The following is a 24964-nucleotide window of genomic DNA, read 5'->3' as shown; positions in this document are numbered from 1 at the left end:
ACGACATCCAGCATGAAACGAAAGACCTTGAAACAACCGGAGTCGAAGCGATGATCGTTCGCATCGCACAGCATCCCCTGAAGCAGCGCTTGTTGTTCGGCGCGGCATCCACTGCCGTCGTGTTACTGGCTCAGCAGGCGCTGACGCTCGTGGCGCACGGACGGCTGACCTTCCTCTTCATCAGCGCCACCCTTCCGCTCGTCACGGTGCTGTTCGGGGCGTTGTCGGGGCTGCTGCTTCTCGTAAGCGGCATCGCGTTCGGCGCGCTCTGGATGCAACCTATCGGCAGTTTCGCGGTCCCGCAGCAGGACGATCAGATCGTGCTGCTCGCGTACTCGGTGGTCGGCGCATTTCTGGTCACGGCCGGACAGCAATTGGCCAAGGTGGCCCGGCGCGCAGGAAGAGCAGAAGCAGCGACCCGCGATGCCGCCGATCGCCTCTTGCAAGTCGAGCGCGACGCCCGGCACCGGTTCGACGTGGCGCTGGACAGCGCCGGCGTGCCGTTTTGCATCCTCACGCCCGTCGTGCGCGAACGCCGTATCGCCGAGCTTCGATGGGACTACCTCAACGAGGCGGCCGCAGCGCTATTCAATCAGAACACTGCGGTGGTGATCGGCAGTTCGACTTCGTTTGTGCGTCCGGCTGGCTGGGACGCAGACGTTCTGCTCGAGCGACTCGCCCCGCTTGCCGAGCGTCCGGGACGCGAGGCCTTCGACGTCCGCGTTGAGGGTGAGAACGGCGAGCAGTGGTTTCATGTGGTCGCGGCGTCGCTGGAAGGCTCCGTCGTCGCCTGGTTTGTCGACGTGACGCCGCGCGTGCGCGCCGAACGGGCACTTTCGGAGGCCGACCGCCGCAAGGACGAGTTTCTTGCGACGCTCGCGCATGAGTTGCGCAATCCATTGGCGCCGATCAGGCAGGTTGCCGAGATACTCGAACAGCCGAGCTTGAGCGAAGAACGAAGAAGCTGGTGCATCGACGTGCTGCGCCGCCAGTCGGCCGCCATGGCGCTTTTACTCGACGACCTGCTGGACGTGTCGCGCATCACGCGCGGGGCGCTGGAGTTGCGCCCAGAAACGGTTGCGCTGCGGGAGGTGGTCGACGAAGCGCTCGAGGTCGCGCGGCCGATCCTCGCAGGCAAAGGGCACGAGCTCGTTATCAAGCCTCCCGCCCGGCCATTGCATATCAAGGCGGATCGCCTTCGACTCGCGCAGGTGCTCGCCAACCTGCTGACGAACGCCGCGAAATACACGCCGCCGGGCGGGCGCGTCGAACTCACGGCGACGGCAAATGACGCGGAAATCGTCCTGTCGGTCGAGGATAACGGCATCGGCATCGAGCCGGACAAGTTGTCCGCGATCTTCGCCATGTTTTCGCAGGTGAATCGCGATCAGCACCGCCAGGGTGGTCTTGGCATCGGGCTGGCGCTGTCAAAATCGCTGATCGAGCTGCATGGAGGCCGACTGACCGCGTCCAGCGGTGGCAAGGATCGGGGGAGCCGCTTCTCCATTCATCTGCCAGCCGCGTCGCGCGTACTGTCACCGCCGGCTCCGCCGCGCGTCCCGGCTCTCGATCGTTCGTCGGTTGCGACGCATCGCATTCTGGTCGTCGATGACAATGTCGACGCAGCAGACGCAATGACGGCATTCCTGCAAATGGAGGGGCACGAAGTACGGACCGCCTATTCCGGCGAGGAGGCCGTCGCGCTTCTCGGCCACTACAGTCCGAAGGTGATTCTGCTCGACTTGGGATTGCCCGGCATCAGCGGAATCGACGTCGCTCGCCACATCCGCGCCATGCCTTCTACGAAGGACGTAACGCTGATTGCCATCACCGGATGGGGTCAGCCGCAAGACCGCGCAAGCACCGCGGACGCCGGATTCGACTTCCACTTCACGAAACCAGTGGATGTGGGGCAACTCAACCGCGCAATCGAGAGCGCCGTTCTGGCAACCTAGTGAGACGAGAGGAGGTGCGCGCCGCCGGGTCCCGCTGAGCGAGCCGCAGGCGGTCGCCTTTCGAACGCTTCATGAAGCGAATGCGCAGTACGAGCGCGCGCGCTGGCACCATCCAGGAAGCGGCCAGTCGAGAAGCCTCAGAATCGCATGACGAGCGCGACGCCCGCGATCATCAACACGGTGCCGAGCGCACGCAGCCCGCTCAGCGGATGCTCGGCCACGCCGATCCATCCGAAGTGGTCGATCGCGACCGATGCGACCAGATTCGCGCAGATGGTCAGGCCATTGAGCGTGCCGACGCCCACTTTCTGCACGAGCGTCAGACCGGCAAACACCGCGACGGCGCCTACGATGCCCCCGAGCGGCGCCCACCACTTCATGCCGCGCAAAGCGTCGAGCGTCGGCAACGGCGTCGGTTGTATGCAGAACAACGCGATGGCGAGGAACGTGACGAGCAGGAACGACACGCTCGACGCAAGCCACGGATTGACGAGCGCGGCTTTGAGCTCGCCATTGATCGGCGCGCCCGCAGCCTGAAGAACGCCGCCCACGATGATGAAGGGATAAATCCACGCGCTGCTCATTCTCTTCCTCCGTCGGTTACGATCAATGCCCGGTCAGCAGCCGGCAGCCCAGCGCCAGCACGAGCGCGGGAGGCATGACGACGATGCCGACCTTCAGGAACTGCATGAAGCTCACTTCTTCGCCTTCGCGCCGGATCGACGATAGCCAGAGAATCGTCGCCAGCGAGCCGGTGATCGAGAGATTCGGGCCGAGGTCCACGCCGATCAGCAGGGCATCGATGACGCGCTCCGGACTGTGCGCCTGCAAGGCCGTCGCGCTTGCGATGAGCCCGGCGGGCAGGTTGTTGATCGCGTTGCTGCCGAAGGCGATGACGAGTCCCGATACCGCCGCTGTCATCGACTGATCGTTTTGCGTCGACTGTCTCAGCAGCCCCGAAATCTCGCGTATGACGCCCGTGTGATCGAGCACTTCAACCAGCACGAAAAGGCCCGCGACGAGCGGCAACACGCTCCACGATATGTCGCTGACGAGCTTGACCGGTGACTCGCGCTCTTTGATCAACACGACGAGCGCCGTCAGGATGCCGAGAATCGCCGTCGGCAAACCGAGTTGCAGGTCGAACGCCGAGACGACGAGCAGCGCGACCGCCGTCACGCCGATGCTCGCCAGCGTGACCTTGCCGTTCGCGCTGAGTCTTTCGACAGGCAGGTCGCGCGCGCATTCTCCGTTGAGGGCCTTACGCTGCGTCCAGCGCAACATGACGAACGTGGCGACGATCGACATCACCGAGGGCAACGCGAAGCGCGCCACCCAGAGACCAAGCGCGGGCGTGTGGTTCGCATAGAGCACGAGATTGGCCGGATTCGAGATCGGCAAGACGAAGCTCGCCGCATTGGCGATGAACGCGCAGACATAGAGCATCGGAAGCGGCTTCGTTCGTGCTTTCTTCGCGGCGGCGAACACGGCGGGCGTGAGCACGACGGCGGCCGCGTCGTTCGAGAGGAACGTCGTCACCACGACACCGACGAGATAGACGAGCAGGAAGAGCTTGCGAGGCGATCCGTGGGCATAGTTCACGGCATGCACCGCGACCCAGTCGAAAAGGCCTTCGCGACGGCCGAGTTCCGACAGCAGCATCATGCCGATGAGAAACAGATAAACGTCCGTGCCCTTGCCGACCGCTTGCCACGCGAGCTGCGCAGGAAGCAGCCCGAGCGCGACGAGCATGACGGCGCCCGCCACGGCCCAGATCGCCTCGGGCCAGCGAAACGGCCGCAAGATGACGCCGGCAGTGGCGGCGAACGCAATGCCCCAGGAGAGAAAGGTCGGATTCATATGGCGAGACGAGATTCGTGAGTGACGTCGCGGCGAACGCCGCACGCTTTCTTGAGCGTTTTGCCGAAGAGAAGCCACAGCGCGAGCGATCCCGTCGATACGGCGCCCAGCACCAGAAAAGCGCTCGCGTAGCCGAAGTGTTGCGCGAGCACGCCGCCGAGCGCGGGACTCAGCGCCGCGCCGAGACCCTGCAGCGTCATCACGACGCCCTGCCCGACATTCACCCGTCCCGTGCCTTGCAAGAGCCGCACGACCAGCGCGGGCACCGCAACGCTTTGCAGCCCCGCGCCGATGCCGTCGAGCGCCTGCACCGGCCAGACGCCCCACGCGGTGATGAACATCGCGGCGACCACGCCGCGCACGGGCAGCGCGAGAAACGTGACGAGCATCACGCCCCAGTAGCCGATCCGCTGGATCAGGCGGTTCGCGAAATACGCGGCGGCGACCATCACGAGTTGAGCGACGACGATGGTCTGGGCGGTGAACGCGCTCGGATCGCCCTGATGCGCTGCGACGACAGCGAGGCCGTAGAGCGGCAGCATCGCCGCATTGCCCAGATGGAACATGGCGAGCGCCGCCGCGAGCAGCAGCAAGGGCCGGCAGGTCAACAAGACGCGAAAGCCGCTTGCATGTTCATGCTGATGCGCATGCTCGTTCGATGCCCCGCCGCCGAGACCACGCGCGCTGTCGTGATCGATCGCGTCGCGCCGGATCAGCAGCGTCGCGATGATCGTCAGGATGCCGAACACGCCGGCAAGCACGAACACCGCGCCGAAGCCGTATCGCCATCCGAGCCAGCCCGAGAGCGCGGCGCCCACCACGTTGCCCGCATGATTGGCCACCTGATTGCGGCCGAACTGCCGGTCGAAGCCCTTCTCGCGCACGATGCCCAAGGTCACGCCGGCCACGGCCGGACCGAGCGCGGCCCCCGTCACGGCCGTGCAAATCTGCGAGGCCGCCACGATCCAGTAACCATGCGACAGCCACAGCACGAGCGACGCGAGCGTGGTCATCACCCCGGCGATCACGATGATGCCGCGCTTGTGATGCGTGGCATCGACGAGCGCGCCGGCTGGCGAGGTCGCGAGCATCCCCGCGATGCCGCCGAGCGTCATGACCGTGCCGATGGCCTCGGGGTGCCAGCCCTGCGCCTGAAGAAAGACGCCGAGAAACGGCCCGATGCCCGCCTGCACATCCGCCATGAAGAAGTTCAGTCCTTCGAGCGCGTACTGGGGATTCATGGTTCACCAATGACGACCGTTCTTGTTGGGGCCGAGCTGCGAGCCGAGGATGCCGTGCTCGGGCCAGGGTTCCACGGCGTGCGCATCCGTGCCGAGCGCGGCGTGGTGCCTGAGGTGCTTGTCCGCATTCCCTGCCGGTTGCAGCGTGATCGAGTCCTCGCCGCTTCGCCCGTCAGCGGTGCGGGCAGTCACCGTCAAGCGCGCCCGATAACCTGTTGCGGCAGCCGGAAGAACCGCTTGCCAGATGCCGGTCTCGTCGGCGCTGCGGGAGAACGGGATCGGCATGCCGTCGAGATGGCCGGTGACGGACACGACATCGTCATTGGAAACCAGCACGCGCACGCGCGTCGCGTCCACGTTTCTCGGCGCCGAGCGGCTGCGATGCAGCCTCCTGTCGGACGGACGCGTGATCATGACGAAGGGCCACGAGGCATCGAGCGGGTGGAACTTCCAGCTCACGACACCGCTATCCACCGCCGCGACTGAGAATCCCGGGCGACCATCGTCTTCTTCGATCTGTCCGGTCGAACGGGTCGCCGCGTAGACGACCCAGCCGTCGTTGAGCAACTCGTTGTAGTGCGTGTGCCCGGTGTCGACCATCGCGACGTTCGCGCGCGCGAACGCCGAAGCGAGCGCGTGTCCATCGGCGATATCGCCGGGATAGGCGTGCATGAAGACGACGGGCAGCTCCGGGTCGCGAGCGGATAGCGCGAGCTCTTGCTCGAGCCACTGAAAATCAGGACCCGACAGCCTGAAGTCCGGCCCGCCCCGTCCCGCGGATACGACGTCCAGAAAGATGCACCGGTGGCCCTTCACGATGCGCGACATCGGCAACGCGGCGTTAGCAAAGGCGTTGAAGGCGTCGAGGTGGCCGGGCTCGTAATCGTGATCGCCGGGTATCGCATGAAGCGGCAGCGTCAGGCGGGCCACTTCATCGGCTATCTTGCCGTACTGCTCGGGCGTGCCGTTGTTCGCGTTGTCGCCCGGAAGAAACGCGAAGTCCACCCGGTCGGACAAGTGGCGATTGACGAGGCGGATCATCGACTTCAGATGATCGAGACTTTCGTACTGGTCGTCGCCCGAGGCATGAAGGTCCCCGAAGTGCACCCAGCTCAACATGACACGTGCTCCTTGAACGAATGGACAGTCCGTCAGGCCGCTTCGGGCGCGTCGATGAGTTCGGCTATTTCATCGACTTCGATCGTGCGGCCGCGCCGGTTCTTCACGCCGTGTCCCCAGGCGTGAACGTGCGCGCCCGGACTCAGGTAAGCCGCCAGTTCGGCCGCGGCATGAGGCGGCATGCGCAGCGACGTGCCATCGTCCAGCAAGGCCCCGCGTAATTCGCCTTTCGGACCGAACAGGGAAAGCACCACTTCGCCGAAGGCTTCCATCGGTTTGCGTTCGACGTGCGGCTTCTGATGCTTCTCGCCGCCCGCATGCGGACCGTCGTCGAGGATCACCACGCCGCGGCGCGTCGTCAGCGAAACGGCGGCGATCATGTCTGCATCGCGAGGCTTGACGCCGCGCACGCGCACTTCATCGCCCAGCGCGACATGCCGCGCGAGTTGCTTCGACAAGTGCGGAGGAAAGTGAACCTGACGTGAGCCGATGACGAGGCCGTCGATTTCACCGTGAGCATTCAAGAGGAAGTGCGTGACTTCACCGCGTGTTTCGGGAAGGCTTGCAGGGTCGATCCAATGCATGTTCGTTGTCCTTAAGTGTATGAGTGATAGGCGCTGGCGATAGCCCGCGTTAAGGCATGGGCGACGCGCGGTCGTAGAGCGGCGTCAGATTGCCCGGCGTGCCGAATGCCGTCGCCTGAAGCGCGGTGCCGTATTGATTGCGCGTGCCGTAGCCTTGTGCCGATACCGTCGCGCCGGCGCGGACCAGCGCCGGGAACCGTTGAGCCAGGGGTGGCGTGAGTTTGATGACCGTGCCGTCGGAGAGGATCACGCCATCCGGTTCGCCGCGAGGCGCGCTCGTGACGCGCGCGACTTGTCCTTGCGCGCTCAGGCGCGAGAGTCCTTCCGCGCGCGCGTCGCGGGGCCACGCCGGCGTGCCGCGCATCGGCGGCTCGTCGATCACTTGCTGGCCGCTCTGTGTAGCGACGATGCGTTGCGCCGCGAAGCTGCCGTCTTCGTCGCGCCGGCCGGTCACCTGTACGGCATCGCCTCGGCGAACGGCCGAAGTCAGTTGCGTGCTCATATGCGGAGGAAAGCGCACCAGTGTCCCGTCGTCGGTCATGAAGCCGTCGACATCGCCGTCAGGATTGGTCAGGAAGCGCGCGACGGTGCCTTGCGTGGTCGCCATCGAAGCGGCGTCGGCAAGCGGAACCGGCGCTGCGCCCGGACGTGGCGGCGCAGGCGGAGGCGGAGGCATCGGCGCGCCGGCGACGGCAGGCGGCGGAGCGTCGGACGCTGCCGGCCGCGACGCCGGCGCTGCCGCGGACGGCGGCGGAACCTGGGCTGCGCAGCCGGCGCTCGCCGCGAGCAGGACCGCGAGCACGGCGCTTCCCGGGCTGGGGTATCGAGTCGATTGCATGATTCACTCCTTCGCTTGACGAAGAGTGATCTGCAAGGCCTATGCCAATCGAGAAACGCCGATAACTCAATGCTCTGCGGCCAATAAGCGGCTCGATGTGTCAAGGAACCCGACAGCGCATGTCCAGTTCCTTGACGACTTCAGGCGCCAGCCGAAGCCTCGGACATGCCGAGCGCCGACATGCGCGTATAGAGCGACTGCCGGCTGATGCCGAGCCGCCTCGCCGCCTCGGCGCGATTGCCGCCCGACGCCGACAGCGCGTGGACGATCAGCGCCCGCTCCAGTTGCGCGACCGCTTGCGGCAGCGGAAGCTCCAGCAGAGCCTGCGGAATCGCGTCGTCCGCGTTGTTTCGCGCGGTCGCGGTCGCGGTGAGAAACGCGAAGTCGTCGCGCGTCAGCACCTGTCCGGCGCCGAGCGCGCTCGCCCGCTCGATTGCATTGGCAAGCTCGCGCACATTGCCCGGCCAGGCGAACGTGGCGAGCAGGCGTTGAGCATCGGCTGACAGATGCTTGCGCGCGACATCGGTCGATGCCGCCGCGAGGAAGTGTTCGGCGAGCGGCAGGATATCGGCCACGCGCTCGCGCAGCGGCGGCATGTGCAGCGGGATCACGTTCAGACGAAACAGCAAGTCCTGCCGGAACGTGCCTGCCTCGACCATCGAAGCGAGGTCGCGATGCGTGGCGGCGACCACGCGTACATCGACCGTGACGACGCGGTTCGTGCCGAGCGGCGTGACCTGTCTTTCCTGCAGCACGCGCAGCAGCTTGGCCTGCATGGAGAGCGGCATGTCGCCGACTTCGTCGAGAAAGAGCGTGCCGCCATGCGCCTCCTCGACTCGCCCGCGCCTGTCGCGCTGCGCGCCGGTGAAAGCGCCCTTCCCGTGTCCGAACAATTCGCTTTCGAGCAGATCTTCGGGAATGGCCGCGCAGTTCACGGCGACGAACGGACCGCTTGCGCGAGCCGACGCGCGATGCAGCACGCGAGCGGCGATCTCCTTTCCGGTTCCCGTTTCGCCGGTAATCAGCACGGTCGAGTTCGTGCCGGCGGCGCGGCCGAGGCGCTTCTGCACCTCGCGCATGGCCTCGCTCACGCCGAGCAATTGCGGCTCGTCGGACGTGACTTCGTCCGCGAACGCGCGCGTGGCCGGCGCGTCCATCTGCGCGGACAGCACGCGATCGAGCAGCGCGGCGATCTCGTCGCGTCCGACCGGCTTGGCGAGATGCTCGAACGCGCCGAGACGCATGGCGCTGATCGTGTTGTCGCTCGTCGCGTGCGCGGTGAGCATCACCACCGGCACGGTCTGCAAGCCTGGCGTCGCGCGCAGCGTCTCCAGCACGGCCACTCCGTCCGCGCCCGGCAAGCGGAAGTCGAGAAAGATGCATGCAGGCGCCGCGCGCCCGCGCAAGAGCTCCAGCGCTTCTTCGCCGGAACGCGCCTCGGCCGTCGAGTGGCCGAGGTCCTGCACGGTTTCCGCGAGGCCTTCGCGAAACGCGTCGTCGTCGTCGATGATCAGGATGGTCGCCATGGCAAGTCGATCATAAAGCGCGTCACGTTGGAATCGTCGGCAAGGTAAGCGCGGCCGCCATGCGCCGATGCAATCTCACGCACGACAGCGAGACCGAGACCCGAGCCTTCGGGCCGGCCGGTCACGAACGGCTCGAAGATCCGCTCCCGCTCGGCCAGGGCCACGCCGGCTCCATTATCGATGACTTCCAGCCTGAGCCTTTCGCCCTCTTGCGCTTCGACGCCGTATGCGCGAACCGTCACGTTGCCGCCCGACGGCGCGTGCCTGAGCGCATTCACGAGGAGATTGTCGAGCGCGCGCGCGAGTTGCGCCGGGTCAAAGACCGGCGGCGTCTTGCTAGCTGCGACCTCCAGACTCAGCGCGACGTTCCTGCTTTCGGCGCGCGATTCATGCGTATGAACGATATCGTCGAGCCAGGCTCGCAGATCGACTTCGCGCGCGTGCACCGTCACCGATTGCGTCAGCGCGAGCAGGCTCGTCACCTGCGACTCGATGCGTCCCACTTGCTGGATGATCGTCTTCAACGCGGCTTCGCGGCGCGCGCCGTCACCGGCCAGCGCGTTCTCCGCTTTGAGACGCATCGCGCCCGCCGGGTTGCGGATCTCATGCGCGATCTGCGCGGCCATCTTTCCCAGCATGCTGAACCGTTCGGCCTGCGCGAGCTTGCGGTTCAGCGCGTCGGCGTCGCGCTTGAGCCGCTCGGCGCGGTCGGCGTAACGATTGAGCGCGTCGACGATCTGATCGAGATCGCGCTCGCCGATGCGCTCCAGCCTTTTGCCGCGTTCGAATTCGCCGCCGGGCGCGAGCGACTGTTCCAGCAGCGCGAGGTTCTGTCGCCAGCGCTTCAGCGTCAAGGCGAGAAACAACGCGAGCACGACGATGACGGCAAGCACGCCCGCCAGAATGGCGGTGGCGCGTTCGCCGTACGGTCCGAGCGGCGGGCGCGCGCGCGTGAGCGTCCATGCGAACAGCGCCGCGTGACGCGGCACGGGACAGGCCACCGCGAGCACGGCGTCCGTTCCGCTCGACACGGTTTCCGCGTGCAGCGCTCCGGCGCTCGATGCGCTCTTGAGCGTACGAAGAATGAGCGGCGTCTCGGCTTCGGGAATGTCGCGCTTGACGCCGCTGCCGCCATAGGTAGGAAATGCGTATGCGATGAAGCCGTTGGACGCGTACGACGGCGGCTGGCTGGTCCAGAAGCCGCCTTCGATGCCGTCGGTCTGCACGAGCACGAGATCGAGCACCGCGTGCATCAGGTCGACGTTCGTTTCGCCGGAACGCTGCATCGACAGGTCGTAGCGCGACGCCACCGCCGTGCACGCAGCCTCCGCTTGCTGCCTCGCGGCCACGACGCGCTCGCCGAGCGCCGACGACAACATGAGCCATACCGCGACGCTCAGCAGACCGCACAGCACCGCGATCAGAGCCCAGAGCGTGAGAAGCTGCGTGGAAAACGACGGTCTCGGCATGACAGGATCATCGGCGAACGGGAGTGGCGGCCTTTGAAGCAAGTCCTTTGCCAAGCACAGCGCTCAGCGACGCCTGATTTGGCACGGCGGGATCAGTCCGATGTCGGAGCGGCGACGTCGCGCCCTTCGGACGTGGGTGGCGATTGCACTAGCGACCACGCGGCCATCGACTCGATCATCGCTGTGATTGTCCTTTCGACCAACGGAGCCGACCATGCTGCAATTGAAACCGCTTGACCCTTCTTTCCCGATCGAGCGTCAACTTGGCATCGACGCTGCCCCTGTCGTTCTGGTGAATGTCTTCATGCTGGACCCGGCCGACGAGCAGGCCTTCCTGAAAGTCTGGCAGGACGACGCGGCATTCATGAAGCGGCAGCCGGGTTTCATTTCGACGCAACTGCACCGGGCCGTCGGAGACAGTCCCACGTACTTGAACTATGCCGTGTGGGAGTCGAACGCGCACTTTCGAGCGGCATTCGGTCATCCGGATTTCAGCGCGAGCCTCGCCGCTTACCCTTCGTCCGCGATGACTTCACCGCATCTCTTTCAGAAGGTCGCCGTGCCGGGCATTTGCGTCGGATAGGATCGACTGGCCTTTGCTGGATCTCGACGTGATCGAGATCCGCATACGAAGGGCCGCCAGCGATTCAACGCGCCACATCGCTATCTAGCGAATCACACCAGCTCGCGAAGCAGTTGCACTTCGATCGGCCCTTCAATGCGCGTCTTGAACGCTTCGGCCATGGCGAGAAAATGCGGTTCCTGCTCGTGTTTGGCGAGCGCTTCGCGGCTCTCCCATCTTTCGATGAACACGAACCGCCCGGCATGCTGCGGGTCCGTATGCGCGGTGTAAAGCCGGCAGCCGGATTCGTGACGCGTGGCCGAAACGCACGTTCTGATGATGCCTTCTACTTCTGCTTCCATCCCGGCTCGCGCCTGAACCGTTGCAACGACAGTGACTTCTTCGGACATGAGACCTGCTCCTCTTCAATTGACGATATCGATAACGACTTTGCCCACCGCTTCGCCCTTGTCCAGGCGTGCGTGAGCGGCTGCGGTGTCCGCAAGCTGGAAGCGGATGGGATCGACCACCGGTGACAGCTTGCCTTCATCCACCAGCGCTGCAATCTTGCGCAAGATGACGCCGTGGTCCTCGAGCCGCTGGCTCGTCAGCATCGGCAACAACATGAATATGCCGATGAGGTCCAGACTGCGCCCGAGCACCGGCGCGAGATTATGCTGCCCCCACGCGGCGCAAGTAACGAGCCTCCCGTACAGGCGAGTCGCCACGGCGGACTGTTCGAGCGTCGGTCCGCCCACCGTGTCATACACGATGTCGAAGCCCCGGCCATCCGTGTATCGGGCGACATAGTCCTCGGTCGGCATATCGCGATAGGGAATCGCGACGGCGCCGAGGCGTTCTGCCAGCGCGAGCTTTTCGGGCGTCGATGCGGTCGCGAACACCTGCGCGCCGAAGATCTTCGCAAGCTGAATGGCGATATGGCCGACACCGCCTGCCGCCGCGTGGACCAGTACCTTCTCATCGAGGCTGACCTTCGCGCGATCCACGAGACCTTCCCAGGCCGTGATCGCAACGAGCGGGAGCGCAGCGGCTTCGCGCATCGAGAGGCGGGCCGGTTTCGGCGCGACGAGGCGCGCGTCGACCACCATGTATTCGGCGAGCGATCCGGCTCTGCCTTTGACGCCGCCGGCACAGCCGTACACCGCGTCGCCCACGTCGAAACCTTCGACGCCTGCCCCGACCTTCGCGACCATGCCGGCGAAGTCCATGCCCAGGATCGCCGGGAGCGCGGGCGCGGCCGGGCCGAGTTCGCCGGCCTTGATCTTGAGATCCGCCGGGTTGACACCCGAGGCGTGCACGGCGACGAGCAGTTCGCCTGCTTGGGGTTCGGGGATCGGGAAAGTATCGAGCACGTGCCCTTCGACGCCGAATTCGTTCAACACAAAAGCTTTCATAGATGCACCTTCTTGACCGGAAGATGGACGATAGCGCGCGCGGCAGCATTTGCAAAACGACTAATTCCAATCCCGTGCATGAGCGAGGCTAATGCTAAGATCCGGCCTTTCTTTTCCGCGCACATCGCAATGACGACGCCTCGGCTCGATCTCGACAGCCTCCGAACCTTTCTGGCGATCGCGGACGGCGGGAGTTTCACGGCGGCGGCCGCCAGCGTCGGACGAACGCAATCGGCCATCAGCCTCAAGATTCGGAAGCTCGAAGAAGCGCTAGACAAGCAACTCTTCGAGCGCAACGCCCACCGCACGACACTCACGCCCGCTGGCGAACTGCTGCTGGGCTACGCTCGGCGCCTCGTTCGCGACAGCGACGCCGCGCTCGCGCACTTGCGGGCCTCTGAGGCGACGGGGACGATACGGCTCGGCATCGGCGAACTGTTCGTGCCGGATCATCTGCCGCGCGTGCTGACGCGCTTCAGGCAAGCGCATCCCAAGGTGCGACTCGAGGTGCAAGTGGGACTGTCGGCCGATCTGCTGGAGCACATGCGATCGGGAGCGCTGGAAGTCGTCGTCGCTAACCGCGAGGGAGATGAACGCGGGGGACGCGTGGTGTGGACCGAGCCACTGAGATGGGTCGCAGCCGATGACTTCGAACTCGGCGACAGCGGGCCGCTGCCGCTGGTGGCGCTGCCTCCGCAGTGTGCCTATCGGCGCATGGCCGTCGATGCGCTCGCGTCCGTCGGACGTCCCGCCGACGTCGTGTACGCGTGCACCAGTCTGCTCGGAGTCGAGGCGGCCATCGCCGCAGGGTCGGGCCTTGCCATACTGGGGCAGTCATCGCTCGCACGGAACCCCGGTTTGCGGGACCTGAGCCCGCACTTGCCGCCGCTACCCGCATGCGAAATCGCCGTCTATGGCGAGGCAGCGAATAACGGCCGCGCGTTGCGCGCGCTGATCCAGTTCATCGAAGACAGCTTGCGATCCGACTCGGTTCTGCGGAAGACATAGCCTAAGGGGCGCCGATCGCATAGCCGTGTTGAGCGGACTTCGCCTGTCGCAACTCGGCACTTCCCGCAGCTTGCGGCACAAGATGCGATCGTGTTACCTTTGTTACCGATAACATATCATCCGATCCAGCCCCGCCAGCTTTGATGTTACCGGTAACTATCGGTGCCCGTTTCGAAGATGCAAGGGATGCGCCCCTTCAGGCGCAAGCCACGACTTAGCTGACTACACATAGTACGGAGACAAATACGATGCCAACCATCACTCAGGCTGCCGCCTCCAGGGCAGCCGTCGGGGACGAGGCCGAAGACCAGTTGTACCGGAAAGTCCTGAAGCGCATTTTGCCCTTGCTGCTGCTTTGCTACGTGGTCGCCTATCTGGACCGAGTCAACGTCGGCTTCGCGAAGCTGCAGATGCTGGATGCACTCGGACTCAGCGACAGCGTCTACGCAGTCGGCGCAAGCATCTTCTTCTGGGGCTATTTCCTCTTCGAGATGCCGAGCAACCTGCTGCTCCACAAGTACGGCGCGCGCTTCTGGATTGCCCGGATCATGGTGACGTGGGGCATCGTGTCTTCGGCGCTTGCCTTCATTTCGCCGCTGGCCAGTTTCTTCCATGTCGGAACCGGGACGATGTTCTACATCCTTCGTTTCCTGCTTGGCGTGTGCGAAGCGGGGTTCTTCCCGGGCATCATCCTGTACATGAACTACTGGTTCCCCGCCCGGCGTCAAAGCGTCGCCATGTCCGGGTTTCTGATCGCGATTCCGGTAAGCCTTACCCTCGGCGGCGTGGTGTCAGGCTGGCTGATGGAGCACACGCACGGGCTGTTCGGCATGGGTGGCTGGCAATGGATGCTGTTGCTGGAAGGCATTCCGTCGATACTGGTCGCATTCGTTGTGCTGTTCCGCATGGGCGACGGCATTCAGTCCGCCAATTGGCTGACGGACGCGGAAAAGGCACTGCTGCACAAGAACCTTCAACAGGAAAGCGCGAAGAAGACGCATAGCGTCGCTGCGGCGCTCAAGAGTCCGCGCGTCTGGCTGCTGACGTTCATCCTCCTGACGTTCAACACGGGCTTTTATGGTCTGGCATTCTGGCTTCCGTCGATCATTAAAGCCTCGGGAGTGAAAAGCACGTTCAACATCGGATTACTGACGGCCATTCCGTACATGTGCGCCGTCGTCGCGATGATCTGGAACGGGGCACATTCACGCAAGACAGGCGAGCGGCGTCTGCACGCAGCCATTCCGGCGTGCATCGGTGGATTGGGCCTTATTCTCAGCGCTCACTTCGCGAACAATGTGCCGCTGTCTATCTTTCTGTTGACCGTTGCGACTTGCGCGATCCTCGGCCTGATGCCGATCTACTGGACTTTTCCCGGACAGATTCTGTCCGGCACGGCAGCAGCGGCAGGCATTGCGCTCATCAACTCTGTCGGCAACCTGTCGGGCTTTACAGGCTCGATGATCACGAGCGTCGCCAAGGATTTGACCGGGAACATCAATAACGGGACGTATGCACTCGGGGCTTGCCTACTCGTCAGTTGCGTTCTGATTCTGGCGATTCCCAAGAACATGCTCAACGTCGAGCGAGCAGAACGCTAAAGCCGCGTTCCTTGAAAAAAACGCAATGCCCACTCTTGAGTGGGCATTGTCGTTTTGGCTTGCTTCGAATACGGCGCACGAGTAGATAAGAACAAACATCAGCGACTTGCCGTTCGCCGGTCATTCTTTCCGGATCTCCGCCTACTGGTTTCCCGCCTGGAGAAGTCACCGATCGTTTTATTTCTCGCGTATAGAGACATCGCCACCCGGCGCTAGCCTCGGGTGGACCCGCCGTTCTTCATGCTGGGAATCGCTATTGCTCACGCATTCGAAACGCAAGCGGCATGTCCGGGAACGGCGTGCGCACTCCCATACGCAAAACGCAGGTCTATCGACCGAAAACGAAGACATCGATGAACGATCCGATCGATTGCATTATTGTCGGTGGCGGGCCCGCTGGCCTCACCGCTGCCCTGTATCTCGCGCGATTCAGGCGCTCGACGATCGTGATCGACGAGGGTCACAGCAGAGCGTCTCTCATTCCCATCGTGCGCAACCTTGCTGGCTTCGAGAACGGCATCAACGGAAACGAGTTGCTCGCCAAGATGCGTCGTCAGATCGAGTGTTACGACGTGCCAGTCATCGAAGGACGCGTGACGGCGATCAAAGAGGCAGACGGCAGGTTCCTCGTCGAATACGGCAGCAATGGCGATTCATCGTCCCGCACCCTGATCGCGCAACGCGCACTACTCGCGTGTGGAATCCGCGACAAACTTCCGCCGGTCGACGAGGCCGTGCGGCTGACGCAACGTGGATTGCTCCGTTTCTGCGCGATATGCGACGGATTCGAAGCGCAAGGCAAGCGAATCGGAATGCTAGGTCCGGCGTCACGCGCGCTATCGCATGCCGTGTTCTTTCGCACGTTCTGTCAACAGGTAGCAGTCATCGCCTCCGACCTCGATGCGCTGACACAAGACGAGCGTGCCCTCGCGTCACAGCATGCCATCGATCTGATCGCGACCGTGGCGCTCGATCTACCGAACAGCACCGAGGCGCCGCTGAACGTCGCCTGCGAGAATGGTCACCGACATGCATTCGATGCCATCTATCCGGTGCTCGGCTGCCTCACTCAAAACGACCTGTTGAGTGGCCTGGATGTGGAGCGAGACAGCGACGGAATGATCGTGACCGACAAGCATCAGCGAACGAGTTTGGATGGACTCTACGCTGCGGGCGATGCAGTGAATTCACTCAATCAGATCTGCGTCGCAGTGGGCGAAGCTGCAATGGCTTCGATGGCTATTCATCGAAGCCTGCCGGCTAATCCGCTATAGCGTGAGCGCGCTCTGACCTCAACTGCTATCCAGGCGTCGGCGCGTCGTGTCGAATCAACTCGCGACGTTTAAGCTCGGCCCAGAATTCCGCGGGTATCTGTGTGCGGAAGGTCCGCAGATTGTCTTCGAGTTGCGCGACAGTACGCACGCCCGGGATGCTGGTCGGTATAGCAGGATGGCCAAGAACGAATTGCAGTGCAGCGGCTTTGAGCGGCACCGAAAAATCCCGGCATACCTGCTCCATCTGGCGTACGCGCTCCAGAATGGCTTCGGGCGCGGGCGCATAGTTGTATTTGGCGCCGGGTATCGCGCCGGTGGCGAGAATACCGCTGTTGAACCCTCCACCGAGAACCACCGACACCTGTCTTGCTTCGCACAGCGGCAGAAAGCCGTCCAGCGCGTCCTGCTCTAGCAGTGTGTAACGCCCAGCCAGCAGCAGGCAGTCGAAGTCCTGCCGGCGAATCGCTTCGTGAGCGACCTGCCATTCGTTGACGCCCAGCCCGACCGCCTTCACGACGCCTTGGTCGCGTAGCTTGAGCAGTGCTTTCGATGCGCCCGCCATCGCCGCTTCAAACATCTCCGGCTGGCGCTCTCCGTGCGTGAAGACATCGATGTCGTGAATCAACGCAATATCGATGTGCTCCAGCGCGAGACGTTGCAGACTGTCTTCGATAGAACGCATCGTGCCGTCGTAGCTGTAGTCGAAAGTGATCTCGAACGGCAGGCCGTCGACCCACGGCGCGAATTGAATGTTTGCGCGCTTGCCCGGCTTGAGCAGGCGGCCGACCTTCGTCGACAGCACGAACTGGTCACGCGGATACCAGCGCAGCGCCTGTCCGCAGCGCGCTTCGCTCAAGCCGTGTCCGTACATCGGCGCAGTGTCGAAGTAGCGTACGCCCGCGTCCCATGCGGCCTTAATTAAAGCCGCCGAATCCTCTTCGCTGATCGGCCTGAAGATGTTGCCGATCGGCGCGGCGCCGAAGCCCATCACCGTTGTTTCGAGCCCTGAGCGCGGCCATTTTCTTTTGGCGACTGGATCCAAGTCTGTCTCCTGTTGTGAGTGAGATTGCGCGTCGCTTACTTGACCTTCGCGGCTGCGGCGAGCTTGCGCACGCCCTCTTTCGGATCCTCGTTTGAGTTCATGAAGTTCGTCACCACATCGGTGATTGCGCCAGCCGTGACCGGCGACTGCAGTTCACCGAAAGCGAGCGACGGTAAGAACCCGCCGGTCTTGATCGTCGCCTGCTCGTCCGCGCGAGACTTCTTGGCGCAGCTGTCGAACTTGTCCATCGGCACGTCCAGCCTGACAGGAATGGAGCCTTTATAGAGGCTGAATTGCTGCTGAAAATCGACCGACATGATCGTCTTCGCGAGCGCGACCTGTCCCGGTGTCGCGTCCTTCTTGCCGTTCTGCTGAAAGAACACGAAGGCATCCGCCGTGTACGTATAGGCGTTCGACGTTCCAGGCGCAGCCGCGCACACATAATCGACATCCGCCTTCTTGTTGGCATTGGCGAATTCGCCCTTCGCCCAGTCGCCCATGAACTGCATGCCGCCCGAGCCGGAAATGACCATCGCGGTGGCGAGGTTCCAGTCGCGGCCCTGGTAGCCCTTGTCGAAGTAAGAGCGGATCTTCTGGACGGTCTCGAACACCTGAATCATCTGCGGCGATGTCAGTGTCTTCTGATCGAGATCGACGAGGGCTTTTCGATAGAAGTCTGCGCCCTGTGACAGCACGACCGTCTCCCATATCGTCATGTCTTGCCACGGCTGGCCGCCATGCGCGACCGGCGTGATACCCGCGGCGCGGAACTTGTCGGCGAGCGCGAAGAACTCCGGCCATGTATTCGGCGGCGTGCCGCCGACCTTGTCGAGGTCCGCCTTGTTGATCCACAGCCAGTTGATCCTGTGGACAGAGAAAGGCGCGGCCACGTAGTGACCGCCCGCCTTGATATCGCTATCGATTAGCGCGGGCGTGTGCGCTTTCCAGTCCGCCGCAGGCGCATCCACCGTGACGAGCATCCCTTGCTCGGCCCAGTCCTGAATCAGTGGCCCCTTAATCTGCGCGGCCGAAGGCGCATTGCCCGAGATCACCTGCGTCTTCAGCGCCGTCATGGCCGCCGCGCCCGCCCCTCCCGCAATCGCGAAGTCTTTCCACTCGTAGCCCTGTTTGCTCATGTCATCCTTGAGCACCCGAATGGCTTTCGATTCACCGCCCGAGGTCCACCAGTGAAGCACCGAAACCTGTTCTGCAGCGAGAGCAGCATGAGTGCCCGAGACAAGCAGCGCGACAGCCGTCGCAACCGACGTCAGTTGTTGTTTCATTGCAGTCTCCGAATTTATCGTTATGGATCGAGCGACGCATGCGCGATTAGAGAGACCGCGCATGCATGCCGGTACTACAGCTACAGATTGAAACCGAGTTGGGCCTTGCCGAGTGCAGTCAAATCGTCGGCCGTCGCCCGGCCGATAAAGTCGACTTCGAAATGATCTGTCGGAAAGTCAGGCGGGCTTTCGCCTTTCAGGAAGCTCGGCAACTGACGCTTCAGATACGCGTCGTTTTTGGCGCACGACGGCGCCGAGGCGATATACATCACATTGCTATAGCCCGCGCCCCGATGCTCGTCTTCGACGGCATGAATCACGTCGCTGTGCCAGAACACGGTGTCGCCCGCTTCCATCTTGGGAATGGACGACAACGCCTCGAACAGCGGCGCATGAAACTCCGGCTTGATCGAAAGCGCGCGACCGGGCATTGCGCCGCACAGGTCATCGTCGGCGACATCGTCCTGAAGCGCGCGCAACAGGATGTACACCATCGAGTTGGCAATGGGCACGAGTTGCAGCGTGCCGTCGCCCGGGCCTTGCGGCGTCAGCGCCGTCCAGCCCTGGAACGTGCGGAACATCGAGCAGACAGCGGGAGACGCGATCTCCTGCACATCCGTGCGGAAAGCGGCGTCGAAGGCGTCGTACTCGCGCCAGTTGCCGGAAAAGACGTGGCGATACACCTTGCGAAAATTCCTTTCGATCCAGCGTTCGACTGAGCCGCCGTCGCAATGCGCCGACAAGCCCAGCGATGCCGAACCCGGCGGCCGCCGGCGCAGACGGTCCGCATAGACGGGCACATGTTCCGGATCGAAGTGAACGCGTCCGTCGCTTTCGTTTCGCCAGAGTTTGTTTAGGAAGACGCGCGCCGCGGTCAGCGATTCCGACTGACGGGCCAGCACTTGCGGCTTCGACCAGTACACGCCGTAGATCTGCGGCTTGCTCGAGGCCAGTTGACCGAAGTACTTGTCCTCGGCGCGGTTTTCGAGGCGCTTGTCGAGATCATTCCGCTCGACGTATTGCGCGATATCGTCATCCCATTGCTGCACCTGCGCGCGCGGGAAAACGCTACGTATCACGCATGCGCCGCGCGATTTGACGAGCGCGATCTGTTCGGCCGTCACGCGCTGTTCGATGATGTCGGAGAACTGAATCTCCGGAATGACGTTTTCTCCGCAATCGCGCTGCGCTGCGATTCGCTTTGCCGCTGCGCCGATCGATTCTTCGACTTCGGCGAAGACCTCCCGGTAGTTCGGCAACGCCGCGCGAAGCTCCTTTTTGGCCTGCCGGATTGCGGCCGGCACGTCGTCGATTATGAGCGCCATGCTTGTCTCCTTGTGGTTCATCGTGGAGACAAGCATATGACGCGTGCCCGCAACCGGGTGATACTATTCAGTCGATTCATTTGCGCTTTCGGCCATGAAACCTGCATACGAGCATGTCGAGTTCGGCGAAGATAGTTCGGTCCGGGTTTACCATCGGCGGCTTCCGCGTATTCCGTTCGAGTGGCATCACCATCCCGAGTACGAGTTGACCCTGACGATGATTAGTCATGGCAAGCGCTACATCGGGGACGCGGTCAACGACTACGGCGCGGAAGATCTCGTCCTCGTCCCGCCCGATCTGCCGCATACGTGGGCGTCCAATCGCTCTATCGAGCCGTCTTCGCCGCAAGTGGCCATCGTTATCTGGTTCGACGGCGACTGGGCGCGGCGCATGGCGGATTGCTGTCGAGAATACGAGCCGCTGCGCAGGCTCTTGCGCAGGGCCGCGTGCGGACTAGCGTTCGAGCCGCCCGCCGGTGAATGGATGCGCGGCCGTCTGGACGCGTTGCTTTCGAACGTGGCACGCGAACGGCTGAGCGCGGCGCTCGATATCCTGTGCACGCTCGCCGACGCGCCCGGCCAGCCCCTCGCTTCACCGAGCGCCTTCGATCAGGCGACGACAGGTCCGTCCGGCCATGAACCGGAGCGCATCAACCGCGTGCTTTCAATGATCGATGCGCGTTTCGCGGAACCGCTGCGGCTGTCGGAACTCTGCGCAGCGGCCAGTTTGTCGGAGCGCACGCTCACGCGGTACTTCGTGCAGCATATTGGCGAGAGCGTCGGACGGTATATCACGCGTGTTCGCATCGGGCACGCGTGCCGCATGCTCGCCGACACTTCGCTGCCCGTGGCCGTCATTGCTGCCCGCTCGGGCTTCGCGAACGTCGCCAATTTCAATCGCCAGTTCAAGGCCGCGAGGCACACGACACCGGCCGACTATCGTCGGCAGTTCGCGGCAGCGGCGCCTGCTCTTAACGACGATGCGGCGTTGCTGACCGAGCGCTCGCCTTCGCTCGAACGCGAGCGCAAGTCATCTGGCGAGAGAAAGCGGCGAAGCGAGCGAGACCGAAGCGCCTAGTGTCTCACCTGCGCGGCGTGCTCTTGAGTCATCGGCAGCGCGACGCCGCCTGACGCATCGCGTTGCATGATCTCGGCAAGCGCGGCTTCATCGCGGGCGATCACGCCGGGAAGATGCGCACGCAGGAAGTCGACCCAGGTACGTGTCTTTGCATCGATGAATTTGCGCGACGCATAGAGCGCATAGAGATTCGTGGACTGAAGGGTATGCTGCGGCAGCACGCGCACGAGCGAACCGTTGCGCAAGCCGTCGATTGCGGCATAGAGCGGCAGCATGCCGATGCCCATGCCCTCGCGAATCGCCACCACAAGCGACTCCGCGATATTCACCTGCACCGGCCCGCTGATCTGCAAGGTCTCGCGGCCTTGCGGTCCTTCGAGCGTCCATTCGCGCGCGGGAAATGCCGGCGTCTGCAAGGTGAGGCAATCGTGGTCCGCGAGGTCGGCGGGCTGCATCGGCGCGCCGCGCGCGCGAATGTACTCGGGCGACGCGCACAGAATGCTGAACGTGCTGCCGAGCCGATGTGAAATCACTTCGGAATCGGATAACGCGGCTGCGGAGACGACCGCGACGTCGCTACTGCCTTCGAAGAGATCGGGCATGCGCTGGGACAGCGTCAATTCGACCTTCACGTCCGGATACAACGCGCGGTATTGCGCGATGGCGGGAAGAATATAGTGCTGCCCTACGCTCGCGAAGCTGAACATGCGTAGCGTGCCCGACGGGTGCTCGTGCGCGCAGCTCGCTTCTTCTTCCGCCCCGTCGATGTCCGCGAGAATCTGCACGACGCGCTTCAGATAACGCTCGCCTGCCGATGTCAGCGCAAGACGCCGCGTCGAGCGATTCATCAAGCGCGTGCGCAAATGCGCTTCGAGTTCCGATACGGCGCGCGACATGGCGCCGGTCGTCGAGTTCATCGACTGCGCAGCGGCGGTGAAGCTGCCGGTCTGGATCACGCGAGCGAATACCCGCATGTTCTGTAGGGTGTCCATCAAAACGTCACGATTGCCAGAAGGTCACTATTGTCCGCTGAATAGTTAGACCTATTGTTATTGTTTCTGGAAAGAATGTTCCCTGATTCCCTCATTAATCGGCTGACGCGGGCTGTCTAGAATCGCTGCCTTCACGAAGAAGGCAGCGGGCAACAGCATGTCGTTCATGGATCGGCCGGGCGAGCGCGCCCCCTTCGCGCGAGATTTATTCGACGGCTTGCGCGACTGGCTGGCAACGGATGGCGCGCTGTGGCTGCATCTGTCCAAGACACTCATTGCGGCGTTCCTCGCAATGGGTCTCGCCATGCGTCTCGAGTTGCCGCAACCGCGCATTGCGATGACGACGACGTTCGTCCTGATGCAGCCATTCTCGGGCATGGTGCTCGCCAAGAGCGTCTATCGCTTCGCGGGCACGCTGCTCGGCATGGTCGCCGCGCTCGTGCTTGGCGCCATATGCGTGCAGCAAGCGGAGTTATATGCCATCGGCTTGACGATATGGGTGGCGACCTGCACCGCGCTGGCGGTGCGATATCGGCAGTATCGCTGGTACGGCTGGGCGCTGGCGGGCTATACGGCTGCGCTCATCGGCGCGCCGCTCGTCACGGCGCCCGGTCAGCTTCTGCTCGCGACGCTCACGCGAGGCGCGGAAGTCATGCTCGGCATCGTGTGCTCGGGCTTAGTCAGTGCGTTGCTTCTACCGCGGCATGCAAGCGCGAAACTCACTGCGACGCTCGCGCAACGCGAGGCCGCATTCAGGATGCTTACCGGAGAGATACTGCGCGGCCGCCTCAAGCGAAGCGCGCGCGAGCGCCATTACGCCGGACTGGTCGCGGATATCGTCGGCTTCGAAGCAACTCGGCGTCTCGCGGCGTATGAGAATCCCGCGTTGCGTCCTCAACGCATGCTGCTCTCGCAATTGAATAGCGCGTTCATGAATGCGTGCGCGCGGCTTCATGCGCTCGACCAGTCGTTCAAGCGGCTGCGCGCCGATATGGCGTGCCCCGCGCTCGCGGCCTGCCTGAGTGAGTTTGCAGATCTGCTCGATTCGACCGATTGCGACCGGCACGCTCTCATGCACTTCAGAACGTCGGTATCGTCCCGCCTGCCGGATGCATCGCCGATAGACATCGTCACATGCGCGGAACTCCTCGAACGATTGATCAGCGACATGGACCGCATAGCGCGATTGCGCGCGGCACTGTCCGCAGGTCACCGCGATGACATGCCGCTCGCGCACTATGTCGCGAAGACGGACGGCTTCGTGGTCGCCACGACATTCGCCCGCACGGCGATGGTGATGGCGGCCGTCGCGGCCTTCTGGATCGCCACTGCATGGCCGAGCGGCGGGTTCGCGCTGATCGGCGCGACGCTGGCTTGCGGACTGTCGTCGGCATCGGCGCGACCGGCGCGGTTCGTGGCGGAGATGGCTGTGGGAACGGCAGGCGCAATGATCATCGGATATATCTTCTTGTGCCGCGTCTATCCCGCGATTGATGGCTTCCCGCTGCTTTGCGCGATGCTTTCGCCACCGCTCGCGTTGGGCACTTTCATTGCGATGCGTCGGCCGACAGCGGGCTACGGCGTGGGGTTCTGCGTCTTCTTCTGCCTGCTTGCCGCGCCCGATAACGTCATCGTCTATGACCCGGCCACGCTCTTGAACAACGGCATTGCCATTCTTGTCTCCATGCTCGTCACGTCGGCGGCATGCGCCATTCTCGTGCCGCCTCATACGCCGTGGCTCGTCGGCAAGACGCTTGCCGCATTGCGTGCGCAAGCCGCGCTCGCCTGCGAAGGCCCTCTGGCTTCGCTGAGCGAACGCTTTCATTCAGGCACGCATGATCTGATGTCTCAACTGTTGGCGCTTTCCGCTCAGTCTTCGCGAGGACATCGTCGCGCACTGGCGTGGATGCTCGTCACGCTCGAAGTAGGACAGGCGATGATCGATCTGCGCACGCTGAAAGCAGCGCTCGACGTCGATGGGATTCCACCGCCCATTCGTCTCACATGGGCATCATCTGTGGCGCTGATGCTTCGTGACGTCGCCATGCTCTTTCGCATGCCCTCCAGTGCGTCGCTTCGGCGCGCGATCAACTCGGTCGTGCGCTCAATCTTCGCCGCGGAAGCGCTCGTCGAATGCGCGAAAGCGTCGAGTGTGGATGGCGGCGAATGGATGCGCGACCTGCGCCGCATTCTGGCGTGCCTGCATCTCATACGCGGCGCGCTGATCGATTCGGATGCGCCTTTTGGCGCTTCTCGCTGAACCGATCTTTCCTCGGCATGGAAATGTGCCTTTCGTGCGCGACGATTTATCGCCCGAAGCTGGCTGCCTATAGTGTCTTCATTGCCGAGGCAATTCACGCCGGCGGTAAATCAACAAGGAGAGTTCGATGAAGTCGCTTAAGTTCGTAGTCGCTGCAATCATGGTATCGGGCGCATCGCTCGCGATGGCACAAACGTCCGCGCCTGCTGCTGACAGTAACGCCAATCAGTCGTCGATTCAGTCGACGAGCCAACCGTCGAATCAGTCGCAATCGTGCGTTGGTCCGGCCAGCTATTGCACGGTCTTCTTCGGCGGCAGTTGAAGCGCGGCGTCGCTGAAATTAGACAAAGCGCAAAGGAAGCGCATTTCACATTGCCGTGCGGCGTTGCGCGGCAATCAAAGCGTCAGGCAATACCTATAATCCCGGCGTCGCTCGCAAGTCTCTGTCAGCCGATACGCAGGTCACCCGAACAAGATTCGCGCCGACAGCAGTGATCGGTCACGATGAAGGCGCATGCGAGCGCGTGAATCA

General features: G+C 63.4%; 21 protein-coding genes. 7 read left to right on the top strand and 14 right to left on the bottom strand.

From position 1 onward, the window contains the following. The first annotated feature begins 50 nt into the window (after window positions 1–50). Complete coding sequence (locus JYK05_RS23140) at window positions 51–1955, top strand: ATP-binding protein (RefSeq protein ID WP_206470053.1); 1905 nt, start codon at window positions 51–53, stop codon at window positions 1953–1955. Between the two features lie 137 nt (window positions 1956–2092). Here JYK05_RS23140 and JYK05_RS23135 read toward each other — a convergent pair whose 3' ends face one another. From JYK05_RS23135 to JYK05_RS23100, 8 genes are all read right to left on the bottom strand, one after another. Then, a complete protein-coding gene (locus JYK05_RS23135) occupies window positions 2093–2539 on the bottom strand; it encodes a DMT family transporter (protein WP_175942739.1) in 447 nt (148 codons plus the stop codon). A gap of 22 nt (window positions 2540–2561) precedes the next feature. Beyond that, window positions 2562–3815, bottom strand: coding sequence for an arsenic transporter (locus JYK05_RS23130; RefSeq protein ID WP_206470052.1), 1254 nt, complete (start codon window positions 3813–3815; stop codon window positions 2562–2564). Beyond that, window positions 3812–5056 (bottom strand): MFS transporter, encoded by a 1245-nt coding sequence (locus JYK05_RS23125; protein WP_206470051.1) that lies wholly within the window; start codon window positions 5054–5056, stop codon window positions 3812–3814. The genes JYK05_RS23130 and JYK05_RS23125 overlap by 4 nt, the downstream gene beginning before the upstream one ends. 3 nt (window positions 5057–5059) lie before the next feature. After that, window positions 5060–6175 carry a metallophosphoesterase gene (locus JYK05_RS23120; protein ID WP_206470050.1) on the bottom strand — a complete coding sequence of 372 codons (1116 nt, stop codon included), beginning with the start codon at window positions 6173–6175 and terminating at the stop codon, window positions 5060–5062. A 32-nt stretch (window positions 6176–6207) separates the two neighbouring features. Beyond that, on the bottom strand, window positions 6208–6759 hold the full coding sequence (locus JYK05_RS23115) for a hypothetical protein (RefSeq protein WP_206470049.1): 552 nt from the start codon (window positions 6757–6759) through the stop codon (window positions 6208–6210). A 49-nt stretch (window positions 6760–6808) separates the two neighbouring features. Further along, window positions 6809–7597, bottom strand: coding sequence for a hypothetical protein (locus tag JYK05_RS23110; RefSeq protein ID WP_206470048.1), 789 nt, complete (start codon window positions 7595–7597; stop codon window positions 6809–6811). A gap of 140 nt (window positions 7598–7737) precedes the next feature. Then, complete coding sequence (locus JYK05_RS23105; RefSeq protein ID WP_206470047.1) at window positions 7738–9123, bottom strand: sigma-54 dependent transcriptional regulator; 1386 nt, start codon at window positions 9121–9123, stop codon at window positions 7738–7740. After that, window positions 9108–10592 (bottom strand): HAMP domain-containing sensor histidine kinase, encoded by a 1485-nt coding sequence (locus JYK05_RS23100; protein WP_206470045.1) that lies wholly within the window; start codon window positions 10590–10592, stop codon window positions 9108–9110. The genes JYK05_RS23105 and JYK05_RS23100 overlap by 16 nt, the downstream gene beginning before the upstream one ends. 214 nt (window positions 10593–10806) lie before the next feature. On the opposite strand from JYK05_RS23100, the gene JYK05_RS23095 reads away from it, so the two are divergent. Next, window positions 10807–11175, top strand: coding sequence for an antibiotic biosynthesis monooxygenase (locus tag JYK05_RS23095; protein WP_206470043.1), 369 nt, complete (start codon window positions 10807–10809; stop codon window positions 11173–11175). 92 nt (window positions 11176–11267) lie between these two features. On the opposite strand, the gene JYK05_RS23090 is transcribed toward JYK05_RS23095, so the two are convergent. Both JYK05_RS23090 and JYK05_RS23085 read right to left on the bottom strand, forming a co-directional pair. Then, window positions 11268–11564, bottom strand: a complete 297-nt coding sequence (locus JYK05_RS23090; protein ID WP_206470041.1) for a putative quinol monooxygenase — start codon at window positions 11562–11564, stop codon at window positions 11268–11270. A 15-nt stretch (window positions 11565–11579) separates the two neighbouring features. Then, window positions 11580–12569 (bottom strand): zinc-dependent alcohol dehydrogenase family protein, encoded by a 990-nt coding sequence (locus JYK05_RS23085; protein WP_206470039.1) that lies wholly within the window; start codon window positions 12567–12569, stop codon window positions 11580–11582. On the opposite strand from JYK05_RS23085, the gene JYK05_RS23080 reads away from it, so the two are divergent. From JYK05_RS23080 to JYK05_RS23070, 3 genes are all read left to right on the top strand, one after another. Beyond that, entirely contained in the window at window positions 12528–13577 is a 1050-nt protein-coding gene (locus tag JYK05_RS23080; RefSeq protein ID WP_206470037.1) for a LysR substrate-binding domain-containing protein, read from the top strand. The genes JYK05_RS23085 and JYK05_RS23080 overlap by 42 nt on opposite strands. A 248-nt stretch (window positions 13578–13825) precedes the next feature. Continuing rightward, a complete protein-coding gene (locus tag JYK05_RS23075; protein WP_206470035.1) occupies window positions 13826–15178 on the top strand; it encodes an MFS transporter in 1353 nt (450 codons plus the stop codon). Window positions 15179–15531: 353 nt separating this feature from the next. After that, on the top strand, window positions 15532–16452 hold the full coding sequence (locus tag JYK05_RS23070; RefSeq protein ID WP_206470033.1) for an NAD(P)/FAD-dependent oxidoreductase: 921 nt from the start codon (window positions 15532–15534) through the stop codon (window positions 16450–16452). Between the two features lie 25 nt (window positions 16453–16477). Here JYK05_RS23070 and JYK05_RS23065 read toward each other — a convergent pair whose 3' ends face one another. From JYK05_RS23065 to JYK05_RS23055, 3 genes are all read right to left on the bottom strand, one after another. Further along, a complete protein-coding gene (locus tag JYK05_RS23065) occupies window positions 16478–17494 on the bottom strand; it encodes an aldo/keto reductase (protein ID WP_206470031.1) in 1017 nt (338 codons plus the stop codon). 35 nt (window positions 17495–17529) lie between these two features. Next, window positions 17530–18777 (bottom strand): ABC transporter substrate-binding protein, encoded by a 1248-nt coding sequence (locus JYK05_RS23060; protein ID WP_175942708.1) that lies wholly within the window; start codon window positions 18775–18777, stop codon window positions 17530–17532. Window positions 18778–18857: 80 nt separating this feature from the next. Then, window positions 18858–20102 (bottom strand): DUF1479 domain-containing protein, encoded by a 1245-nt coding sequence (locus JYK05_RS23055; RefSeq protein ID WP_206470029.1) that lies wholly within the window; start codon window positions 20100–20102, stop codon window positions 18858–18860. A 94-nt stretch (window positions 20103–20196) separates the two neighbouring features. Here JYK05_RS23055 and JYK05_RS23050 point away from each other — a divergent pair, with 94 nt between their 5' ends. Further along, window positions 20197–21180: a helix-turn-helix domain-containing protein gene (locus JYK05_RS23050; protein ID WP_206470028.1), complete on the top strand. Its 984-nt coding sequence runs from the start codon at window positions 20197–20199 to the stop codon at window positions 21178–21180. Here JYK05_RS23050 and JYK05_RS23045 read toward each other — a convergent pair. Further along, window positions 21177–22172, bottom strand: coding sequence for a LysR family transcriptional regulator (locus tag JYK05_RS23045; protein WP_175942703.1), 996 nt, complete (start codon window positions 22170–22172; stop codon window positions 21177–21179). The two genes, JYK05_RS23050 and JYK05_RS23045, sit on opposite strands and share 4 nt — an antisense overlap. A 157-nt stretch (window positions 22173–22329) precedes the next feature. Between JYK05_RS23045 and JYK05_RS23040 the strand changes: the two genes are divergently transcribed. Continuing rightward, the gene (locus tag JYK05_RS23040) at window positions 22330–24432 is read left to right on the top strand and encodes an FUSC family protein (protein ID WP_241270048.1); all 2103 of its coding nucleotides are present in this window, start codon (window positions 22330–22332) and stop codon (window positions 24430–24432) included. The last annotated feature ends 532 nt before the right edge of the window (window positions 24433–24964 follow it).

This window comes from Caballeronia sp. M1242, assembly GCF_017220215.1.
In the GTDB taxonomy this organism is placed as follows: domain Bacteria; phylum Pseudomonadota; class Gammaproteobacteria; order Burkholderiales; family Burkholderiaceae; genus Caballeronia.
Note: the sequence above shows the minus strand (reverse complement) of the source record. Positions and strands in the feature narration are given on the sequence as shown.